This is a genomic window from Paenibacillus sp. JT31N11, assembly GCF_056269285.1.
In genome coordinates, this window is record NZ_JBWDNQ010000001.1 from 760,691 (window position 1) to 779,358 (window position 18,668).

An 18,668-nucleotide genomic window follows, 5' to 3' on the forward strand; every position below is an offset into this window, starting at 1 on the left:
TGTATAATAAAGACAATCACAACGAACATGGATAACGCACTGGCAGCGGGTGGTATGACCGTTATGCCGTGTGCTTTTTATTAAAGATGGTTTGACCTTAACTGACCAAGTGTAGGGGGTGGAGCCGATGGCACAGGCAAAGGATTATTATGCTATTCTTGGCGTTGACCGCAAGGCAAGCAAGGAAGATATCAAAAAAGCCTATAAAAAAATGGCAAAATCCAATCACCCGGACGTGAACAAAAAGCCTGAAGCGGAGCAGCGCTTCAAAGAAGGACAGGAAGCGTATGAAGTGCTATCCGACGATGAATCGAGGGAAAGCTACGACCGCTACGGGCAGCATTGGCGCGAACGGACTCATGCCGGACAGTCGGCAAGCGGAGGTTATGGGCAAAGCGGCGGCTTCAACGGGCAGGGGGCGGGAGGAAGCTTCCGCACGGCCAACTCCCAGGCGGGACAAGCGGACTTTGATGATCTGTACCGGCAGTTTTTTGGCGGATCGCAGGCCGGGCGCGGTTTTTTCAATGATGACGGCTGGGATACCCGCGATGATCCGGCGGATCAGGATGCCGCTTTATCCGTAACGCTGGATGAAATCGTCCGGGGAGGCAAGGTCCGCGTTCAAGTGGGGGAGAAGGAATTGAACATCACGCTCCCGGAATCTGTAGCCAGCGGCCAGCGTATCCGCTTGAAGGGAATGGGCGGCGTCACCGCAAAAGGCATCAAAGGAGACTTGTATGTAACCTTGCAGATCAAACCGGATCCGCAGTATGCGGTCGATGGTTACGATCTTGCCGCGAAGCTGCTGGTAGCTCCCTGGCACGCGGCGCTTGGCACGGAAGCGAAGATTCGCGTGCCCGGCGGGAGCATGCTGAGTGTGAAGGTGCCGCCAGGTATCGGCGCAGGCCAGAAGCTGCGGTTATCAGGCAAAGGGATGCGCAAGCCTGATGGAACTGCCGGGGACCTCTACATTACGGTGGAGGTAACCGTGCCCAGCGCAGGCTCGGAGAAGGTGAAGGAGCTGTACAGCGAGCTGGCCAAGGAGCAAAGCTTCGATCCGCGGCTTGCTTGATTGAGTGAGGCGTTTGCCGCCTGTGATGGAGCGCATGATGCGATTTAGGGCAGCTTCATTTCGCGGTAGTCTCATTCGGGGTTACAACCAACAGCTCATATTGACAGATCCAGTTATTGCAGAAAGGACGGGGAAGCCCGCAGATGTCCGTTCAGAGACTCGACAGGGGCCGAATAAGCCATGATACAAGAGAATGTTAAACGCTGCCCCATCTGCGGCGGGGACAACAAATGCGGAAATCCGTCGGGAGATCCGCAGGGCTCGTGCTGGTGCTACGGGGCTGTATTTCCCGAAGAATTATTGGAACGCGTACCGGCAAGCCAGGTGAGAAAATCCTGTATTTGCAGCACTTGTCTCGATAAACATTTGAAAGAAGCAGAGCAGGCGTGACACAAGATATGGGATAAGGTGCTGTCATCTGCGGATGACGAGAACCTTATCCCTTTTCTGTGATTGAGAGCTTAGGCCAGAGCTGATTTTTATTTCCGGCGCGCATCTTTAAGAGCGGCAGAATGGCGGCCGGTTCAAATCTGACCCAGCGGCGATCGGGGAAGCAGCTGCGGTACGGGGCAGACAGTTTTAGAAAACGAGAATTCTCGCGCCGAACTCCAGATGCTCGATCATTTTAGCCCGTGCTTCTTCCGGCTTATTCGCCAATATGAACTCGAAGATGTCGCAGTGGTCTTCATAGGAGCGTTGAATCCTGGCGTTATCCTTCTTCAGCACGCCCAAAGCGACGAGGAAGAGCTTGTCCTGGAGCTGCTCCATCGTCTGGACAATTTCCTGATTGTCGTAAAGAATCGCGAGCTGGCTGTGGAACAGCGTGTCCGCCTTGGTGAAAGCAGCGTAATCGAGATTCTGCTTATGCTCGTTTTGCTCTGCCAGATTGTTCCTGAACCAGGCGATCTCCGATTCCTCCCAGATGCGAGAAGCCAATTTATAAACAATATGACCTTCAATGGCGATCCGGAAATCAAAAAAATCAACGACTCTCCGGAAGGAATGCTCAGGCAGGCTGAGTCCCTTGTTCGGCGAGTAGAGCACAACGCCTTCGGCAGCCAGACGTTCCAGCGCCGCCCTGATCGGGGTGCGGCTCATCTGGAGCAGCTCGACCAGATACTTCTCCGTCAGATGTCCGCTCGTGTGAATATCTCCGCTCATGATCAGCTCACGAAGCTGGGCATAAGCTTTTTCCTTCAGTGTAACGGCCATGTCAGTCCTCCCTTCCTTCCAGCTCCAGTGAATTCAAATATGCGATGCTTTCGGCCAGCCAGCGGTTCTCCAGGGCAATTGTATCCTCAACGGAACCTCGATAAGGCGTCCAAAGCTCCAATATGGCCGTCGGATTCCTGCCGCAGTGCATGATTTCCTTCCACAGTCCGGGAATATCCAGGCGTCCTGCCCCTGCCGGCGTACCGAGGATGACGAAGCCCATTTGGTGATCGACGCGTGTGATTTCGAAGTCCTTGATATGCAGGTTCACGATGAAGGGGGCCAGCCCTTGAATAACCATTTCCGGGCCTTCAAGCGCGCCGAAGGAATTGACGGTATCGAGACAGCAGCCGGCATAGGCGCTGCCGAGTCCCTGCAGCAGACCGGCAAGCTGTGCTGTTGTATGAAGCCCGTGATTCTCGATTGCAAGAGTCACCCCGGCCGCTTCGAAAGCAGGAAGAATGCTTCGAATTTCCTGCCCGGCCTCGTCGATGCCCGGTCTTGTAATCAGCGTGCGCACAAGGACAGCATCCAGCTGCTGCGCTATGGACAAGTACCGGAGAAGATGGGCAGGCTCTGTGCCGCGCGTTCCGATTTCAATCCGCACGCCGCAGCTTTCAGCCGCTTTCCGGATCGTTGCAAGCTCCGCGGCGCCGCAATGTAGAAGCGGCAGATTATCCGCAATCTGCACCAGCTCCAGACCGTGCGAGGCGGCAAGCTCGATCAGGCCAATTGCGCCAAGAGGACGGACCGGTGCGGAATATCCGGGTACGCCGATGGACCAAGTAAGCGTATAAGTACTGAGACCAAATTTCATAAATGGCTCCTCCATTATTGAATACAATTCTAGATTAACAGCCGGAAAGAGCGGATGTCAATTAAATAAATATTTATTGTATACAATTTGAATACAATGTTGTATTGTGTATTCGTAAACGATTTTTGGTTGAGGCATATCAATGGGGCGAGTCAATCACTGGTGGACGGCTGCATCCGGCTCTAGCCAGCCAGAGGAGAGCACTGCAGGCGGCATTGCCGCCGGTCGGTGATAGGCTGCCGGTCAAAGATGATCATTACAGGTACAGGAAAAGGGGGATTGCCAAACGCATATCCGGGTAGGCCGCTGCTTCCAAATGGACAGGATGCCCGAATCAATATGTATGGGGTTAATCACAACGAGATGTATTCGATTTGAGTTGTAAGCGCTTCATAAAAAATCTGCCTGAGAAGATTCCCGAATCATGCGCAAGGCTGGCGTAATCGATACAAAATTAGATCTGGGAGGTTTGCGCAAGTGATAAAAAAATGGTCTCTATGGTGTCTATCCATGCTTATGATCGCCGCAATCGTTGGTTGTTCCAATTCGAATGGTAACAACGCAGGGGGTAACGAAGGAGCAGCAGAGGGCAGCAATGCAGCCGACCCTTCAGGCAATGAACCAATCACCTATACGTTCGGCAGAAATTTGAATGAAAATGATGAGAATATCGCCAAATTGAAAGAGCAAACCGGAGAAACGCTTACCGACAACCGATGGACCCGCATGTTCAAGGAGAAAGTGGGGGTAACGGTTGAATACAAAATGTTGGCCCCTGATACTACGTCGTACGATCAGAAGCTCAAGCTGTCCATGGCTTCGGGGGATTTGCCGGATATATTCCAGGTCGACCAGCCAGCCGATATGAAGCAGCTGATGGATGCGGGAGCCGTTGAGGAAATGGGCCCCCTCTATGACCAGTACGCCTCGCCACTGCTCAAGAGCATCATAGAAAGTGAAACGGACCGGATCTTCGAGCCCGTCACAAGCGACAGCAAAAGATACGGCATTCCGCTGAAGATGCCTTCAACCAATGGCTATAATCATCTCTGGATCCGCGAGGACTGGCTGACCAAGCTTGGCCTTTCCCGTCCCAAAACAATGGATGACGTCCTTGCAATTGCAAGGGCATTCGCGAAGAACGACCCTGACGGCAACGGCCAGGACGACACCTTCGGTCTGGAAATCGACAATGATTTCCGGTACAACATGCAGGGGCTATTCTGGGCTTATAATGCTTACCCGCTCAATTGGATCGAGAAGGACGGCAAGGTGGACCGCGGTGTCGTACAGCCGGAAATGAAGGAGCCGCTTGCCCTTCTCCAGACGATGTTCAAGGAAGGTCTGCTCGACAAGGAATTCGGGTCGAAGGACAATCCCAAAGCAATGGAATCCGTAGCAGCAGGCAAGACAGGCATGTTTTACGGGCCGCATTGGATGGCGTTTACAGCGGAGAAGACACTTGCGAATGATCCGGCGGCCAAGTGGATCGTTGTTCCGCTCCCGACCAAGACTGGCGATAAACCGACCATTCCATTGAAGATTGCAGCCGACGGCTGGTTGGTCGTGAAGAAAGGGACGCAGCATCCGGAGAACCTGATCAAAATGATGAATGTTTACGTTGAGGCCTTGTTTGGCGAAAATGCCGAATTCAACAAATACTTCGGCGAGAATGGCGTGGACGGGATTTGGTGGATGTCGCCGGTATACACGCTGGATCCGATGATTGACCTTAAGGGACATCAGGATATCAAGCAGGCGCTCAAGGATGGTACTACGGACAGCCTGAAGGGGTCCGGGCAAGGCTTCTACAAATCCATGGAGGACGGCAACTGGTCCATCTCGATGATGTTCGGCCCCACGGATACGCCGTTTGCCTTCATTGACGAAACGTATCCGGATCAGGTCATGTGGGATGCGTACTTGGGTGCTCCGACGCCGACCGAGGTTACCCGGGGAAGCTCGATGGATGAGCTGATCGTCACGACGCTCACCGGCATCATTCTGGGCAAGACCGATGCGGACAGCGGATTTGACAATATGGTGAAGGAATGGAACAATCTCGGCGGCGAGCAGGTCGTACAGGAGGTAAACGCCGCACTGGGTAAGTAAAGACAGCAAATTTGCGATGGATCCTACGCAGGTGCCTGGATGGCATTTCAAGGGCACCTGCAGCTGTTATCTATACTATAAGCTGGAATGAGGGAGCTGCATGCAAACTGAATTAACGGCCCCGAAGAAGCTGAAAACCGGCGCAGGCGGGGGGAAATACAGGAAGAAAAGAGAGCTGCCGCTCCATCTGATGCTGCTTCCGGGACTGGTTCTTGTTATTATTTTCTCATACATCCCGATGATCGGCGTTACGATTGCGTTTCAGAACTTTATACCGCTCAAGGGTCTTTTCGGTAACCAGGACTGGGTTGGATTTGGCAACTTCAAGTATGTTTTTTCGATGCCGAACATTTGGCAGGTGATTTGGAACACATTGTTCATTGCCATTATGAAGATCGTTATGGGACTGATCGTACCGATCACATTCGCCTTGTTATTGAATGAAATCCGCAATGTGCTGTTCAAGCGTGTCATGCAAACCGTTATTTATTTTCCTTATTTTCTTTCGTGGATTATTTTGGGCGGCATTCTGGTCGATATCTTATCCCCATCCGGAGGTATCGTGAACAGCTTCCTGGGCATTTTCGGAATCAAGCCGATTTATTTCCTCGGCGAGAACAGTTGGTTTCCATATACGATGGTCGCTTCCGACGTGTGGAAGACATTTGGCTTCAACACCGTTATTTATCTGGCGGCGATTACGAGCATTGATCCTTCCCTCTACGAAGCGGCTGCCGTGGACGGTGCGGGCAGATGGAAACAGACCTGGCATGTTACGCTGCCGGGCATGCATATGATCATCGTACTTTTGATGGTGCTCAGTCTCGGAAGTGTACTGGATGCCGGTTTCGATCAGATCTTCAATCTGTACAGTCCGCAGGTCTATGAATCTGGCGATATCGTCGACACGATGGTGTACCGCATGGGACTTCTGCAAGCTCAATTCGGCCCATCGACTGCCGTCGGATTATTGAAATCCTTCGTGTCCTTTATCCTGATTTCGATATCCTACCTGACTGCATACCGCCTGTTCAACTACCGACTTTTCTAAGGAGGGAAGACTATGCCCGCAAGACAAACGACAGGGCAAAAAATATTCAACATATTCAACATTATCTTCCTGTCTCTGGTCTGTGTTCTTTGCTTCATTCCGTTCATCCATATTCTCGCGATTTCCTTAAGCGACAACTCTGCCGTAACGGGAAATCTGGTACGCTTCTGGCCCGTTCGCTTCACGTGGGAGCCCTATTCATACGTTCTCAACCGGGAGGCATTCTGGCGGGCCTTCGGCGTTACGCTGGAGCGGGCGGCAATCGGTACCACCTTGAACGTCGTGCTGGTCATTCTGCTGGCCTATCCGCTGTCCAAAAGTAAAGAAAAATTCCGCATGAGAGCGGTGTATGTATGGGTGTTCTTCTTCACCATGCTCTTCAACGGCGGTCTGATTCCGACCTATATTCTGGTCAAGGAACTTGGTATTATGAATACGATCTGGGCGCTTGTGCTGCCTGGTGCCGTGACGGTGTTCAATGTTATTCTCATGTTGAACTTCTTCCGCCAGGTTCCGGAGGAGATGGAGGATGCAGCCAATATTGACGGCGCCAGCCACTGGAGAACGCTCTGGCAGATTTACGTACCCGTCTCCACGCCGGCAATCGCCACGATTACGCTGTTCTGTCTGGTCGCACACTGGAACTCTTGGTTCGACGGATTGATTTATATGCAGAATGCGAAGAATTACCCGCTGCAGAGCTATTTGCAGACGATTGTTGTGAAATTCAACTTTGCCACCATGTCGGCCACCGAAGCTGAGCGATTAGCCAAACTGAATGACCGCTCCGTTAAGGGCGCGCAGATGATTGTTGCCGCTATTCCGATCCTGCTTGCCTACCCGTTCCTGCAAAAGTATTTCGTCAGCGGGATCCGGCTCGGCAGCGTGAAAGGTTAATTGCAAATTAGATCCCAATAAGAGAGGTTGATAGTAAACATGACGACAAGCAAATTCCAGAAGTTGAAAGTCAGCGACAACCGGCGTTATCTGGCACAGGAGGACGGCACTCCGTTCTTCTGGCTGGGGGATACAGCATGGGAGCTATTTCACAGATTGAATAAAGAAGAGGCGCTGGAATATTTGCAAAACCGGGCGGAAGCGGGCTTTACCGTTATTCAGGCGGTGGCCCTGTCAGAGTTCGAGGGTCTCACCGTTGAGAACGCATACGGCAGATTGCCCCTCCTTCAGAACGGCCAAGGGAAATACGATCCGCTTCTGCCCGACCTGGCGCAAGACGGAGCATACGGCTATTGGGATCATATGGATTTCATCATTAATGCGGCAGCGGAGCTTGGTCTCTATATCGGGCTTCTGCCCACCTGGGGGGACAAGTACAACTGCATGTGGGGCAAAGGTCCGGAAATCTTTACGAAGAGCAATGCCAAGGCATACGGGGAGTGGATCGCCAGCAGATACAAGGCAAACAGCAATATTATCTGGATTCTTGGCGGGGACAGGCCGCTTGTGACCAGCAAGCATTTCGATGTTATCCAGGCCATGGCGGAAGGGATTAAGCAGGCGGATGGCGGAGAGCACCTGATCACGTTCCATCCCATGGGCGGAAAATCCTCATCGCAGCAGCTTCATGACGAGAGTTGGCTTGATTTCAATATGATTCAATCCGGTCACGGTGCGCTTAACACTGCCAATAACGAGCATGTTAGCCACGATTATGGATTGGCTCCTGTCAAACCGACCCTGGATGCGGAGCCATGCTATGAGGATCACCCGATCAATTTCAAGGCGGTGAACGGCTACTTCGATGCGACGGATGTCAGACAAGCGGCATACTGGGCTTTATTCGCCGGCGCATTCGGACATACGTACGGACATCACAGCATCTGGTCGATGACCACGGAGCAAAGCGACTATTTTATTATGCATTGGAGGCAGGCCATCGTCCGTCCGGGTGCCATGCAGATGCGTCATGCCCGCAGGCTGATTGAATCCAGACCGTTCTTTGACCGTATTCCGGATCAAAGCCTGGTTATCGGCAATGATAGCGGCGCCAATCATATCCAGGCAAGCCGCGGCGCCGACTATGCCTTCATCTACAGCCCGAACGGACTTCCCTTCCAGGTCAGGATGGGAATCATTGCCGGGGAGAGTATCCGTGCGAGCTGGTATGATCCACGGACCGGCGAGACGCAGCCGGCAGGCCTGTACAAGAACGAAGCGGAGGTCAAATTTTTTCCGCCATCAAGCGGAAGAAACGACGACTGGGTTCTGATCCTGGATGATGATTCCAAGGGCTATGCGGCACCTTAAGCTCAGGAGTTGAAGGACAGCGACATTTGTCTTAGCGATATTCAGGATACCACCGGCGCGATTTTCCCGGTTTGCACATCCGGCATACTCAAATTCATCTATAATCAGGAGGATTTATGCGTACACAAACGATCGCGCTAATCGGCGCCGGCGGCAAAATGGGATGCAGAATTGCCGATAATTTGAAAAAAGGAACATTAAATGTTCATTATGTGGAGATCAGCGAGCAGGGTGTCGAACGGCTCTCCGAACGGGGACTTGCGACAACTCCCCGGCAGGAAGCGCTGATTGATGCGGATATCATTATTCTGGCCGTGCCGGACGCCGCTATCGGCGACGTGTCGGCTTCCGTCGTGCCAGCTATGAAGAAGGGCGCTATCTTAATGATGCTCGACCCGGCGGCAGCTTATCTCGGCAAGCTTCCGCAGCGCGGAGATATCACCTATTTTGTCACGCACCCCTGCCACCCGCCTGTATTCAACGACGAAGTAACGCCCGAGGCGAAACGGGATTTCTTCGGCGGTGTCGCTGCGAAGCAGGCTATCGTATGCGCTCTGATGCAGGGACCCGAGGAGCATTATCAAATTGGCGAAGAGTTGGCCAGAGAGATGTACGCCCCTGTCATGCGGTCGCACCGGATAACCCTGGAGCAGATGGCCATGCTTGAGCCGGCAATGGCGGAAACGATCGGTTCGATGGTGGTGACGATTCTGGGCGAGGCCATGGAGGAAGTGGTGAAGAACGGGGTCCCCTACGAGGCGGCGAAGGATTTCATGCTGGGGCATATCAACATCCAGCTTGGCATCGTATTCGAGAAAGTAAATCCGTTCTCCGACGCTTGTCTGATCGCAATCGATTACGGGCGCAAAGCCATGATCAAGGAAGGCTGGCAGGACCTCTACAAGCCCGAGAAGATCTATGAGCAGGTCGATATGATGCTTCATCCGGACAAAGCGGAAGGGCTGAAATAATGGCAGCGGAACAGGAGGCGCATGGCATGTATAAGGTTGGACTGGTCGGCACCGGCTTCTGGTCCGGGAAGCATCTGAAGGCATGGAGCCGGATTCCCGGCGTTCAGATTCATGCCCTGTGCAACAGAAGCACGGAGAAGCTGGTGAAAAAGGCCGACGAATACGGGGTTCCTCATGAACGTCTCTACAGCTCGCTTGATGAGATGCTGGCGAATGCGGATATTGATATTGTCGATCTCGTCACCCCTCCCGAAACGCATCTTGCCATGGTTAGAACGGCAGCCGCGGCGGGCAAGGCTGTCATGTGCCAGAAGCCCTTCGCACCGAGCTATGAGGAGGCGGAGGCGATAGTTGCGGCCGCCCGGGATGCTGGCGTACGCTTGATGGTGACCGAGAACTGGCGCTGGCTGCAGCCCATCCAGACTATCAAGCGGGTGCTGGATTCCGGCGCTCTTGGCGATATTCGTGTCGCCCGGTTCATTCATTCGGATTTCTTCACTGAACGAATGGTGCCGGGGGCCAACCTCCCGCAGCCGTTCCTGGCGGAAATGCCCAGGCTGATGTTCTATGAAATGGGCCCGCACTGGTTCGATACGTGGCGTTTTCTCTTTGGGGAACCAAAGAGGCTTTATGCGGAAGCCGGGTCGTTCAGCAGCCATGTAATAGGGGAGGATTCCGGCGTCGTCACGCTGGGATACGATGACTTTTACGGAATGATGGACCTATGCTGGGTATCGCGCCGGGAATTGACGGGACCCATCATTGAAGATCAGGTCGATGCCCGTTTCGTCGAGCATTTCGTTGTCGATGGAAGCAAAGCGACGCTTAAGATGTATGGAGATCAAGGGAAAATCGTTATCATCGATAATAATGGCTATGAGACGGTAGTAGCGGAACAGACGGAGCTTGATCATGAGGAAAGCCACTTCCGGCTGCAGACGCATTTTATCGACTGTCTCACATCGGGCATTCCGTTTCAGACCTCGGGAGACGACAACCTCCGAACGCTCCGGCTGGTATTCGATACGTACCGCAGCATTGAAAGCCATCAAGCGGTTCAAATTGAACCGTAGAACAGAGTAAGCGCGCCATTGTCATTGCAGAGCGAATTCTTTAAATTCAAAGCAGGCCGCTGCGGCGGCAGCAAATCGGGAAAGCCCATATCGTTGGGTTTTCTTTTTTTTGGACTATTTTGTCTGATTGGGTGATTTATACTATAGTTATGCTATAACTTTCACTTGATCGTTGAGGTGGGCAAACTGTCTGGTTTTTTTGAAAATACAACGGAAGTGGAAGCCGGGAATAGCGGGCGGGATGTGATCAGCCTGTATCTGACAGCCGCTGACGGCCCCCATGAAGAGGCCGGACGCGTTACGGACGAGCTGGTGGCAGCTCTGCAGGCCGTTATCTACTCCCTCGACGAGCGCTGGAAGAGGGATTCAAGAAAGCCGCCGGCTTCCATTGTCGCAGATAATACCTTCAAAATAAGGGAGCGCGGCGATCATGCCGTCCGGCTTGCCTCCGAGGGTACTGCTGATCTGTTCGGAGTAACCTCAGCAACGCGTGCGGCAGGGAATATGGTCAGGCTGCTTGGCGATACCGGAGATCTGAAGGCGCTTCAGAAGCGGCTTGGAAAGCTGTCCCTCATGGCTGCCGCTGCATATGAGCATTTTTTGCGCGTTTTGCTGGATCTGTCTGCTTCCGCAAGCATCGAATGGGCTGCGCCAGGCGGTGAGCGGAATTCTGTGGATCTGAGCATGCGCCAGCTTCAAGCAGGCTGCGGGTTGATCAATGAAACAACCGAATCGGCGGATAGGTTTCGCGTGAAGGGGAGCTTGATCTTGTTGAATCCCGCCAGACGAATATTCCGGATGGAATCCGAAGATGGCCGCTTATATAAAGGCAGGCTGTCAGACGCGCTCAGGCTGCAGTACAGTTTCAAAGAGGTCAATGTCCCCGCGCTGCCTGTCAGGGCGGAGGCGCTTATTGAGAGACAAACGGTCGTGAAACCAAGGCTCGATGTGAAAACGGTGACGGATATCCTTGTCGAGATTGACATGCATCCGGGTCTGGATGTCGGGGAAACCTTGTATTCTCTGAAGGAGCTGTACGGAGGACTGGCTGTTTCCGCTGGCCGTGAAACGGAGTATATGGCACATCCCGGCATATCAATGGAAGATTACAGCGGAATTGCAGAATTGCTGGATCAGCTGATGGACAGCAGCCCGTTGAAGGGAGCGCGCGGCGTGATGGATGCTGCCGACGTATCAGCCGTATACGAGCTGCTGGCCCAGGGAAGGCCGATCGGCAGGCTCGCCCAGTTCGACACGCATTCGCTTCTTGCCGATGATGACTATGACCGGAGTCCGGCAGAAAGGGCGGCCAGTCAGAAAGCCGCCGCGGAGCTAATGAGGCTGACCACAGCCGCGTATTCCGATATCGCCCAGCTTCAGAAGAGGCTGTCCAGGATGATCCGGGCGCTGGAAGAGGCAGATGCCACGCAGGAACCGGGAAACGGTTGAAGTCCCCGCAATTGGCGGATTATTTCAATGTCCGAGCTGTCTGTTCAGAACCGGGGAAAATAGCAATCCATAAGAAATCATCTCATATTCTCTATGCTATACTCAGATCGAATATAGAGTCAAACAGTTCAGGCACTGATTAAGATGCTTGTAAGGGAGGGCGCCAAATCAGCAAGGGTGTTCAAAGTCCGGGAGCTTAAGATCAAGCGAAAGAATGGCAAGCTACTAAACCATAGAGGTGATCGGTTATGGCAGTGACGGCAGATAAAATTTTTGTGAATTTACCGGTTAAGGATTTGAACAAAAGCGTCGATTTTTTCAGTACCATCGGTTTTGAATTCAACCCGCAGTTTACCGATGAGAATGCAACATGCATGATTGTCAGCGAAAATATATTTGTTATGCTGCTGGTTGAAAGCTTCTATAAAACCTTCACCACCAAGGAAATTGCCGATACAGCTAAAAGCACGGAAGTCATTGTGGCATTGTCGGCGGCCAGCAAGGATAAGGTCGATGAAATCGTAAACCGCGCTCTGGCGGCAGGCGGAACGCCTTCCAATGACCCGGTGGATCTTGGATTTATGTACCAATGGAGCTTCCAGGATCTTGACGGTCATCTATGGGAGTTCGTGCATATGGATGAAAATGCAGTCAACCCGGAACAAGGCTAAGGTTTGAAAATGGGTATCATTATTGCTGGCCGGCAGAGGCTGGCTGCCAAAAAACCATCGCAAACATCCGCGATGGTTTTTTTATTTTATTCAGAATGCCTGCACAATTTAAACCATTTTGCGGGGTGTCATTTTTTCGCAGCCAGCCATTTTGCCAAATTGGCAATTTCCTCATCGGTCAGCTTTCCCTCAAAGCCCGGCATCCCATTGCCGCCCTGCACGATTTGGGTATAAATGCTCTCTTTGTCCATGCTGCTTCCGACGGCTGTCAGATTGGGACCCATTCCGCCCTGGAGCTGATCGCCATGACAGGCGACGCAGTTGCTCTTGAACACTTCTTCCGCCGCCTGGGCATCCACCGGGGTATCAGGTATGGAAACAGCAGACGGTTCATTCCCCGCTGTCTCCTCTTCCTTGGCAGGAAGGTTGAACAGCAGCAAACCGACACATAATGCGCCTGCGATACATACTAAAACAAACATCGTCCATTTTTGCATGGCCATCTCTCCTTATAGTGTATTCGAAAGTCAGGCTCCTTTCTCGTCGACCAGCATACGGATATCCTTGAGAATCAGCTCATTGTCCATATCATTACCCATCCGGTAGACCTTGCGAACACGCTGCTTGTCGTCAATCAGCAGCAGAGAGGTGGCTGTATGTACAAATGTGCCGTCGGGCATCTTCGTGATGGAAATGCCAAACTTCTCCGCGAGCTTCTTTGTGTCTTCTTCCTTCCCGGTGAGAATGGACCAGCCGGACATGTCCATGCCAAGCCTGTCGGCATATTTGCGCAGAACCTGCGGCGTATCGTTGGCAGGGTCGAAGGAGATCGCCAGGAAATTCACTTTACTGCCGAACAGGGCCTCTTTCTTGAGCTCCTCCTGTATTTGCACCAGATTGTAGGTCGTTGCGGGACAAATATCCGGGCATTGGGTAAACATAAATTCAATGATGTGAACATTCCCCGTGTTGTTCGCGCTGTAGGTGAATGGATTTCCGTCCAGACCCTGAAGAGTGAAGTCCGGTGAATCCATGACAACGGGCAGCTTGCCGGTATTATTGCCGAGCATACTGTAAGCGAAATAACCGGCCATGACGATAAGCAGAATGACTACAGCGACAACAAATTTCCGATCCGATTGTTTAATTTTCAAAATCAAGGCCCCCAAACGCTTGCAAGATGTGTTTCATTCTAGCAAACCCTCCGTTTCCGTGCTATGACCCGTTTGGGCTATGGGCTGCGGCAGCCCGAAGTCTCCGCCCCCGCAGGGAGCGGAATTCAGCCATGATTCGGATTTTTTCGTTTCACACAATATTCACAAACGGACAGGGTTAAGAGCCAGAAAAAAAACGCGCAAACCACATGGGCTGCGCGTTTTATATACTCGTGCGGGTTGAGAATGGGCCTTGGGGTCAGTCAGGATACTGAGGGCTGGCCGACGGTCATCGCTTCCGTCTCCACATCGTCATAGATCCGGATGTTCAGCACCAGTCCGATCGAAATCATGTTTATCAATAAGGATGTGCCTCCATAGCTGATGAAAGGCAGGGTGATCCCGGTGATGGGCATAATGCCGATCAGCATTCCGATGTTCTCAAAGATTTGAAACAGGAACATGGCGGAGATTCCGGCTATAATGTAGATGCCCCTTTTGCTTGAAAGGCTTAGAGAGATGATGGTCATCCGGTAAATCAGGAAGAAATAGAGCATGAGCAGTATGGAGCAGCCGAGGAATCCGAATTCTTCCCCGATGACGACAAAGATAGAGTCGGAATAGGTATACGGGACGCGTCCGCTTTGAATCGAGCTTCCCTTGAGATAGCCGTCCCCTTCGAGCGACCCCGAGCCGATGGCGATGACCGCGCGTTCCATATGGTAGGTCGCTTTCTCGGAGGCCTGCTCCGGAAGCAGCACGGCATCGATCCGATCGAGCCAATATTCTTTGTCGTAGGAAGCCATGAAGGTCTTCACTTGTTCATGGTATGTGATGTAGCTGTACAATGAAGCGCCGCTTACCACTGCGACAACGACAAGACCGATCAGGGCATGCCGGTAACGGATATTCCCCATCCAGCAAACCACGATGAAGATGATGACATATCCGATAGAGTTGCCCAGATCAGGCTGCATCAGCACCAGCAGGAACGGAACGAAGGTGATGACGCCCATCGGGATAACTTCCTTAAGCAGACTGAGCGATTCCACCTCGCGCTTGGAGAGAAAATAGGCCAGGAACAGAATCAGAAGCAGCTTGCAAAGCTCGGCGGGCTGAAAGCTGAACTGGCCGACGGTGAACCAGCCCTGGGCATTGTTAATGGTTTGTCCCCGAAAAAACAATAAGACCAGGAGACCAAGCCCAATTAAATATAGAATAGGGGACAGCTTCAACAAAATTTTATAATTGAAAAACAGCATGCCAAAAACGACGGCGAAGCCCAGTACATAAAAATAAATCATTTTTATATAGGAGCCGGCAAAGGCGGGATCCTTCCATGTTGCGCTGTATATGCAGAATATACTGATTGTCATAAAGACAAGCAAAAGGAGCAAAATCATCCCGTCCAGCTTGCCTAGTATTTTCTTAAGCAAAAAAACCATCCTTGACCTCCCGGAAATACAGCGATATAAAATAGACGATTGAGCAGGGCATAAAGTTACGATTTTTAGCTGCTGCAATTATCCGAATACCCATTAAGCAATATTATCATAATCCAACTCTTTAATCGAACTTTGCAGACGCTGATATTTGCACAAGCTTGTATAGGCTTATAGAATAAATTGATTAGCCGCGGGGAAGAGATGATGATAAAGTTGTTTTACTATTCCGATTAAAACAATGCGGATATGTTAACATTACACAGCAGAGGTGAAAACATGAGCGAAATATATCGTCTGGCCGTCCTTCAGGATGCTCCCAGACTGCTTCACATTATCTACGAAGCCTATGCAACGATCCGGGAGCTTGAGCTTCATTGGCCCGCGGCGAATGCGGATCTGGCCCTGATTGAGGATAATATAAGGCATAATGAATGTTATGTGCTGGAAATTGACGGTCTGATCACAGCCACGGTGACGCTGTCCAAAAACGGCGAAATCAAGTCCATAACCGATCTTCCTTTCATCAAGTGGTTTGCTGTAGATCCGGCTTATCAGGGCCGGGGTTTCGGAGGCAGGCTGCTCACATGGGTGGAGGAAACGGTCATAGGCGAGCGTCTGGGCGCATCTGCGGTAACTTTGGCGACGGCGGAGAAACATCCCTGGCTTCTGTCCATGTATGAACGCAGAGGGTATGAACGTTTTCATGCCTTCGAAACCGATAATGGGGACGGAACGATGCATCTGCTCCGTAAAGCCATTCATCCCGGGGCGCTTTGAACGCCATCCCGGAAGCTAACGCGGCGATAGCCGTTTCTTCTTCATTTCCAGAGGAGTCGATATCAATGAAAATCGCTTTATTCAGCCTGATGATGAATCTGCCCAATGCGGTAACTGGGGAAACGCTGTCTGCCCAGGAGAAAATTCAAAATGTGCTGAGTCAGGCCAAGCTGGCGGAAAAGCTCGGCTTCGACGCATATGGGATTGGTGAGCGGCACGGCGCCCCTTTTCTCTCTTCTTCGCCGCCGGTCATGCTGGCTACCATTGCGGCCCAAACCTCCCGGATCCGGCTGCTGACAACAGTAACGGTATTAAGTATCCTTGATCCTGTCCGTGTTGCTGAGGATTATGCAACCTTGGATCATCTTTCAGGAGGACGCCTGGAAATGATTATTGGCAAAGGCAATGATCCGCGCCATTATCCGCTGTTTGGGATTACCGAGGAGGAGCAGTGGGATTCCATGGCTGAACGGTACGGTCTGCTGAGGCGTCTGTGGAATGAAGAAGAGGTATCCTGGCAGGGCAAATACCGTCCTGCTCTGGACAGGGTTACAACCGAGCCCCGGCCTTATCAGAAATCCATACCGATTTGGCATGGCAGCGCGTCCAGCACATTATCGACAGAGCTTGCGGCCAAATACGGCGAGCCGATTTTTTCCTCCAACTCTTTTCACAAGCAGGATAAGTACAAAGCGCTGATCGACCATTATCGCGAACGCTGGGCCTTCTATGGACATGATCCCAAGCAAGCCGTCATCGGAGCGGGTGCAGGCAGTTTATATTTGGCCGATACCAGGGAGGAAGCGATCGAGCGGTTCAGGCCTTATTATAATGCTTTTAACGAAACAGCCGCGGCTCAGCATAACCAGTCTCCCTTCGAGAGCCTGGAGGACATGGTCGCGAACGGCCCTGCCCTGATTGGCAGCGCGGATTCCGTCATTGAGAAAATCCTTGATTATCATCAAGCATTCGGCCATCAGGTGCTCAGCATTAGTGTCGATGGGCTTACTGAGTCCGAACAGCTGGAGCAGGTTGAGCGGTTTGCCGCCGAAATTGCACCTGTCCTGCGCCGGGAGATTCCAAGCACGGTATGGAACAAAGCGCAAACCATTTCATTATGATCCTGACGATTGTAATGAACTATGGGCAATCCATTAGTCGTCATGAACGCGAGAACAGACATAAAAGAGCAGCGTGCTATCATATCCCAATTTTAAATTGGAGAATGGTCCTTCCCAGGATCATTCTTTTTTTGCAAATAGATATTTACAAATCTATAAATATAGATATAATGTGAATATGGAACATTTACTTGTTTTCAAAGCGCTGTCCAATGAAACCCGACGTCAGATTTTGTTATGGCTCAGGAATCCTGCTGAACATTTCGGCAGGCATTATGAGACGGACACCCAAACCAAACCAGGCGTGTGCGTAAAGGATATTCAGGAGAAGGCGGGGCTTGCCCAATCCGTCATCTCGAGTTATTTGCATACGATGCAGAAGGCAGGTCTGCTGGACTCAGAGCGGGTCGGGCAGTGGACGTATTACCGCCGCAACGAACAGACGATTCGCGAATTTGCCGAGTACATAGAGAAGGAGCTTTAGCAGCCAGCCTTCCGGCCCATTTTTTTTGAGCTTATATATCTAGAATATTAGATATCTGGATTTTCGTAAGTATGAATAGAGGGTTAAAGGAGAATATAGGATGAGCACGCCTTTGGTTTGGGAGCTATTTTAACTACTTAAACAATAGGAGGAAACAATCATGGATTTGCAATTAAAAGGCAAGACTGCGCTGGTAACCGGATCAACCGCCGGAATTGGCAAGGCGATTGCGGCCGCATTGGCCCGTGAAGGAGCCACCGTGTTAATTAACGGACGCCATCCGGATAAAGTGAATGCTGTCATTCGGGAGATCGGAGCGCAATATCCCGGTTCCATGCTGAAGCCCGCGGCGGCTGATCTGGGGACGGAGCAGGGCTGCCAGGACATTATCGGACAGTTTCCCGAGATTGACATCCTGGTCAATAATTTGGGGATATTCGAGCCTGCTGATTTCTTTGAGATTCGCGATGAGGACTGGTTCAGATTTTTTGAGGTCAACATAATGAGCGGAGTCAGGCTGAGCCGTCATTATCTGAATGGTATGATCGGGCGCGGAGAAGGAAGGATCATCTTCGTGGCAAGCGAATCGGCTATTGTGCCGGCGCCGGAGATGGCCCATTACAGTGCGACTAAAACGATGCAGCTCGCCGTGTCGCGCAGTCTGGCGGAGCTTGCCAAAGGAACCAATGTGACTGTGAATGCCGTCCTGCCGGGTTCTACGCTGACTGAAGGGGTAGAGCAGATGCTGGAGACGCTGTATCCGGAAGGGAATTTATCCGTTGCCGAGGCGGAAAGAAAGTTTATGAAGGAAAACCGCCCGACTTCCATCATTCAAAGGCTGATCCGCCCTGAGGAGATCGCTGATTTTACCGTGTTTGTTTGCAGTCCGTTAGCCTCTGCCGTTAATGGAGCCGCCTTGAGAGTGGATGGCGGATTGGTCCGAAGCGTTATTTAATGGTCTCTGAAAGCTTGCATCATTGCTTCAGTCATA

The 18,668-nt window shown here is 51.8% G+C and carries 19 protein-coding genes; 14 read left to right on the forward strand and 5 right to left on the reverse strand.

Features of this window, described 5'->3' with window-relative positions; translation table 11 throughout:
* Window positions 1–127 precede the first annotated feature (127 nt).
* Window positions 128–1,072: a DnaJ C-terminal domain-containing protein gene (locus tag AC0YNV_RS03430; RefSeq protein ID WP_475765826.1), complete on the forward strand. Its 945-nt coding sequence runs from the start codon at window positions 128–130 to the stop codon at window positions 1,070–1,072.
* 180 nt (window positions 1,073–1,252) lie between these two features.
* Window positions 1,253–1,462, forward strand: a complete 210-nt coding sequence (locus AC0YNV_RS03435) for a cysteine-rich CWC family protein (protein ID WP_475765829.1) — start codon at window positions 1,253–1,255, stop codon at window positions 1,460–1,462.
* Window positions 1,463–1,651: 189 nt separating this feature from the next.
* Here AC0YNV_RS03435 and AC0YNV_RS03440 read toward each other — a convergent pair whose 3' ends face one another.
* Window positions 1,652–2,284, reverse strand: coding sequence for a GntR family transcriptional regulator (locus tag AC0YNV_RS03440; protein ID WP_210039347.1), 633 nt, complete (start codon window positions 2,282–2,284; stop codon window positions 1,652–1,654).
* Between the two features lies 1 nt (window position 2,285).
* Window positions 2,286–3,101, reverse strand: a complete 816-nt coding sequence (locus AC0YNV_RS03445; RefSeq protein WP_475765831.1) for a sugar phosphate isomerase/epimerase family protein — start codon at window positions 3,099–3,101, stop codon at window positions 2,286–2,288.
* 477 nt (window positions 3,102–3,578) lie between these two features.
* Here AC0YNV_RS03445 and AC0YNV_RS03450 point away from each other — a divergent pair, with 477 nt between their 5' ends.
* From AC0YNV_RS03450 to AC0YNV_RS03485, 8 genes are all read left to right on the forward strand, one after another.
* Window positions 3,579–5,213, forward strand: coding sequence for an extracellular solute-binding protein (locus tag AC0YNV_RS03450; RefSeq protein WP_475765832.1), 1,635 nt, complete (start codon window positions 3,579–3,581; stop codon window positions 5,211–5,213).
* Between the two features lie 190 nt (window positions 5,214–5,403).
* Window positions 5,404–6,264 (forward strand): ABC transporter permease, encoded by an 861-nt coding sequence (locus tag AC0YNV_RS03455; protein WP_379113148.1) that lies wholly within the window; start codon window positions 5,404–5,406, stop codon window positions 6,262–6,264.
* A 12-nt stretch (window positions 6,265–6,276) separates the two neighbouring features.
* Window positions 6,277–7,161: a carbohydrate ABC transporter permease gene (locus tag AC0YNV_RS03460; RefSeq protein ID WP_475765834.1), complete on the forward strand. Its 885-nt coding sequence runs from the start codon at window positions 6,277–6,279 to the stop codon at window positions 7,159–7,161.
* Between the two features lie 39 nt (window positions 7,162–7,200).
* Window positions 7,201–8,532 (forward strand): glycoside hydrolase family 140 protein, encoded by a 1,332-nt coding sequence (locus AC0YNV_RS03465; protein ID WP_475765836.1) that lies wholly within the window; start codon window positions 7,201–7,203, stop codon window positions 8,530–8,532.
* Window positions 8,533–8,648: 116 nt separating this feature from the next.
* Complete coding sequence (locus tag AC0YNV_RS03470; RefSeq protein ID WP_475765838.1) at window positions 8,649–9,503, forward strand: phosphogluconate dehydrogenase C-terminal domain-containing protein; 855 nt, start codon at window positions 8,649–8,651, stop codon at window positions 9,501–9,503.
* Window positions 9,503–10,576, forward strand: a complete 1,074-nt coding sequence (locus AC0YNV_RS03475; RefSeq protein ID WP_475765840.1) for a Gfo/Idh/MocA family protein — start codon at window positions 9,503–9,505, stop codon at window positions 10,574–10,576. Before AC0YNV_RS03470 ends, AC0YNV_RS03475 begins: the two co-directional genes overlap by 1 nt.
* 177 nt (window positions 10,577–10,753) lie before the next feature.
* Entirely contained in the window at window positions 10,754–12,025 is a 1,272-nt protein-coding gene (locus AC0YNV_RS03480; protein WP_475765842.1) for a hypothetical protein, read from the forward strand.
* Between the two features lie 248 nt (window positions 12,026–12,273).
* Window positions 12,274–12,696 (forward strand): VOC family protein, encoded by a 423-nt coding sequence (locus tag AC0YNV_RS03485; protein ID WP_210039339.1) that lies wholly within the window; start codon window positions 12,274–12,276, stop codon window positions 12,694–12,696.
* Window positions 12,697–12,824: 128 nt separating this feature from the next.
* Here the strand turns inward: AC0YNV_RS03485 and AC0YNV_RS03490 are convergent, their stop codons facing one another.
* The 3 genes from AC0YNV_RS03490 to AC0YNV_RS03500 all read right to left on the reverse strand — a co-directional run bounded on the left by AC0YNV_RS03490 (window position 12,825) and on the right by AC0YNV_RS03500 (window position 15,295).
* Window positions 12,825–13,193 carry a c-type cytochrome gene (locus tag AC0YNV_RS03490; protein ID WP_475765844.1) on the reverse strand — a complete coding sequence of 123 codons (369 nt, stop codon included), beginning with the start codon at window positions 13,191–13,193 and terminating at the stop codon, window positions 12,825–12,827.
* A gap of 30 nt (window positions 13,194–13,223) precedes the next feature.
* Window positions 13,224–13,850, reverse strand: a complete 627-nt coding sequence (locus AC0YNV_RS03495; protein ID WP_475765846.1) for an SCO family protein — start codon at window positions 13,848–13,850, stop codon at window positions 13,224–13,226.
* Between the two features lie 263 nt (window positions 13,851–14,113).
* Window positions 14,114–15,295, reverse strand: a complete 1,182-nt coding sequence (locus AC0YNV_RS03500) for an FtsW/RodA/SpoVE family cell cycle protein (protein WP_379113127.1) — start codon at window positions 15,293–15,295, stop codon at window positions 14,114–14,116.
* A 276-nt stretch (window positions 15,296–15,571) separates the two neighbouring features.
* Between AC0YNV_RS03500 and AC0YNV_RS03505 the strand changes: the two genes are divergently transcribed.
* From AC0YNV_RS03505 to AC0YNV_RS03520, 4 genes are all read left to right on the forward strand, one after another.
* Window positions 15,572–16,072 (forward strand): GNAT family N-acetyltransferase, encoded by a 501-nt coding sequence (locus AC0YNV_RS03505; protein ID WP_475765847.1) that lies wholly within the window; start codon window positions 15,572–15,574, stop codon window positions 16,070–16,072.
* Between the two features lie 65 nt (window positions 16,073–16,137).
* Entirely contained in the window at window positions 16,138–17,193 is a 1,056-nt protein-coding gene (locus AC0YNV_RS03510; RefSeq protein ID WP_475765849.1) for an LLM class flavin-dependent oxidoreductase, read from the forward strand.
* A 178-nt stretch (window positions 17,194–17,371) separates the two neighbouring features.
* Window positions 17,372–17,677 (forward strand): ArsR/SmtB family transcription factor, encoded by a 306-nt coding sequence (locus AC0YNV_RS03515; RefSeq protein ID WP_475765851.1) that lies wholly within the window; start codon window positions 17,372–17,374, stop codon window positions 17,675–17,677.
* 160 nt (window positions 17,678–17,837) lie between these two features.
* A complete protein-coding gene (locus AC0YNV_RS03520; RefSeq protein ID WP_475765853.1) occupies window positions 17,838–18,632 on the forward strand; it encodes an SDR family NAD(P)-dependent oxidoreductase in 795 nt (264 codons plus the stop codon).
* Window positions 18,633–18,668: the final 36 nt, after the last annotated feature.

What these genes read in the sequence shown, in the direction of transcription:
- AC0YNV_RS03430 (WP_475765826.1), top strand. Translation starts at nt 128, where the DNA reads ATGGCACAGGCAAAGGATTATTATGCTATTCTTGGCGTTGACCGCAAG.
- AC0YNV_RS03435 (WP_475765829.1), top strand. Translation starts at nt 1,253, where the DNA reads ATGATACAAGAGAATGTTAAACGCTGCCCCATCTGCGGCGGGGACAAC.
- AC0YNV_RS03440 (WP_210039347.1), bottom strand. Translation starts at nt 2,284, where the DNA reads ATGGCCGTTACACTGAAGGAAAAAGCTTATGCCCAGCTTCGTGAGCTG.
- AC0YNV_RS03445 (WP_475765831.1), bottom strand. Translation starts at nt 3,101, where the DNA reads ATGAAATTTGGTCTCAGTACTTATACGCTTACTTGGTCCATCGGCGTA.
- AC0YNV_RS03455 (WP_379113148.1), top strand. Translation starts at nt 5,404, where the DNA reads ATGCTGCTTCCGGGACTGGTTCTTGTTATTATTTTCTCATACATCCCG.
- AC0YNV_RS03460 (WP_475765834.1), top strand. Translation starts at nt 6,277, where the DNA reads ATGCCCGCAAGACAAACGACAGGGCAAAAAATATTCAACATATTCAAC.
- AC0YNV_RS03465 (WP_475765836.1), top strand. Translation starts at nt 7,201, where the DNA reads ATGACGACAAGCAAATTCCAGAAGTTGAAAGTCAGCGACAACCGGCGT.
- AC0YNV_RS03470 (WP_475765838.1), top strand. Translation starts at nt 8,649, where the DNA reads ATGCGTACACAAACGATCGCGCTAATCGGCGCCGGCGGCAAAATGGGA.
- AC0YNV_RS03475 (WP_475765840.1), top strand. Translation starts at nt 9,503, where the DNA reads ATGGCAGCGGAACAGGAGGCGCATGGCATGTATAAGGTTGGACTGGTC.
- AC0YNV_RS03485 (WP_210039339.1), top strand. Translation starts at nt 12,274, where the DNA reads ATGGCAGTGACGGCAGATAAAATTTTTGTGAATTTACCGGTTAAGGAT.
- AC0YNV_RS03490 (WP_475765844.1), bottom strand. Translation starts at nt 13,193, where the DNA reads ATGCAAAAATGGACGATGTTTGTTTTAGTATGTATCGCAGGCGCATTA.
- AC0YNV_RS03500 (WP_379113127.1), bottom strand. Translation starts at nt 15,295, where the DNA reads ATGGTTTTTTTGCTTAAGAAAATACTAGGCAAGCTGGACGGGATGATT.
- AC0YNV_RS03505 (WP_475765847.1), top strand. Translation starts at nt 15,572, where the DNA reads ATGAGCGAAATATATCGTCTGGCCGTCCTTCAGGATGCTCCCAGACTG.
- AC0YNV_RS03510 (WP_475765849.1), top strand. Translation starts at nt 16,138, where the DNA reads ATGAAAATCGCTTTATTCAGCCTGATGATGAATCTGCCCAATGCGGTA.
- AC0YNV_RS03515 (WP_475765851.1), top strand. Translation starts at nt 17,372, where the DNA reads ATGGAACATTTACTTGTTTTCAAAGCGCTGTCCAATGAAACCCGACGT.
- AC0YNV_RS03520 (WP_475765853.1), top strand. Translation starts at nt 17,838, where the DNA reads ATGGATTTGCAATTAAAAGGCAAGACTGCGCTGGTAACCGGATCAACC.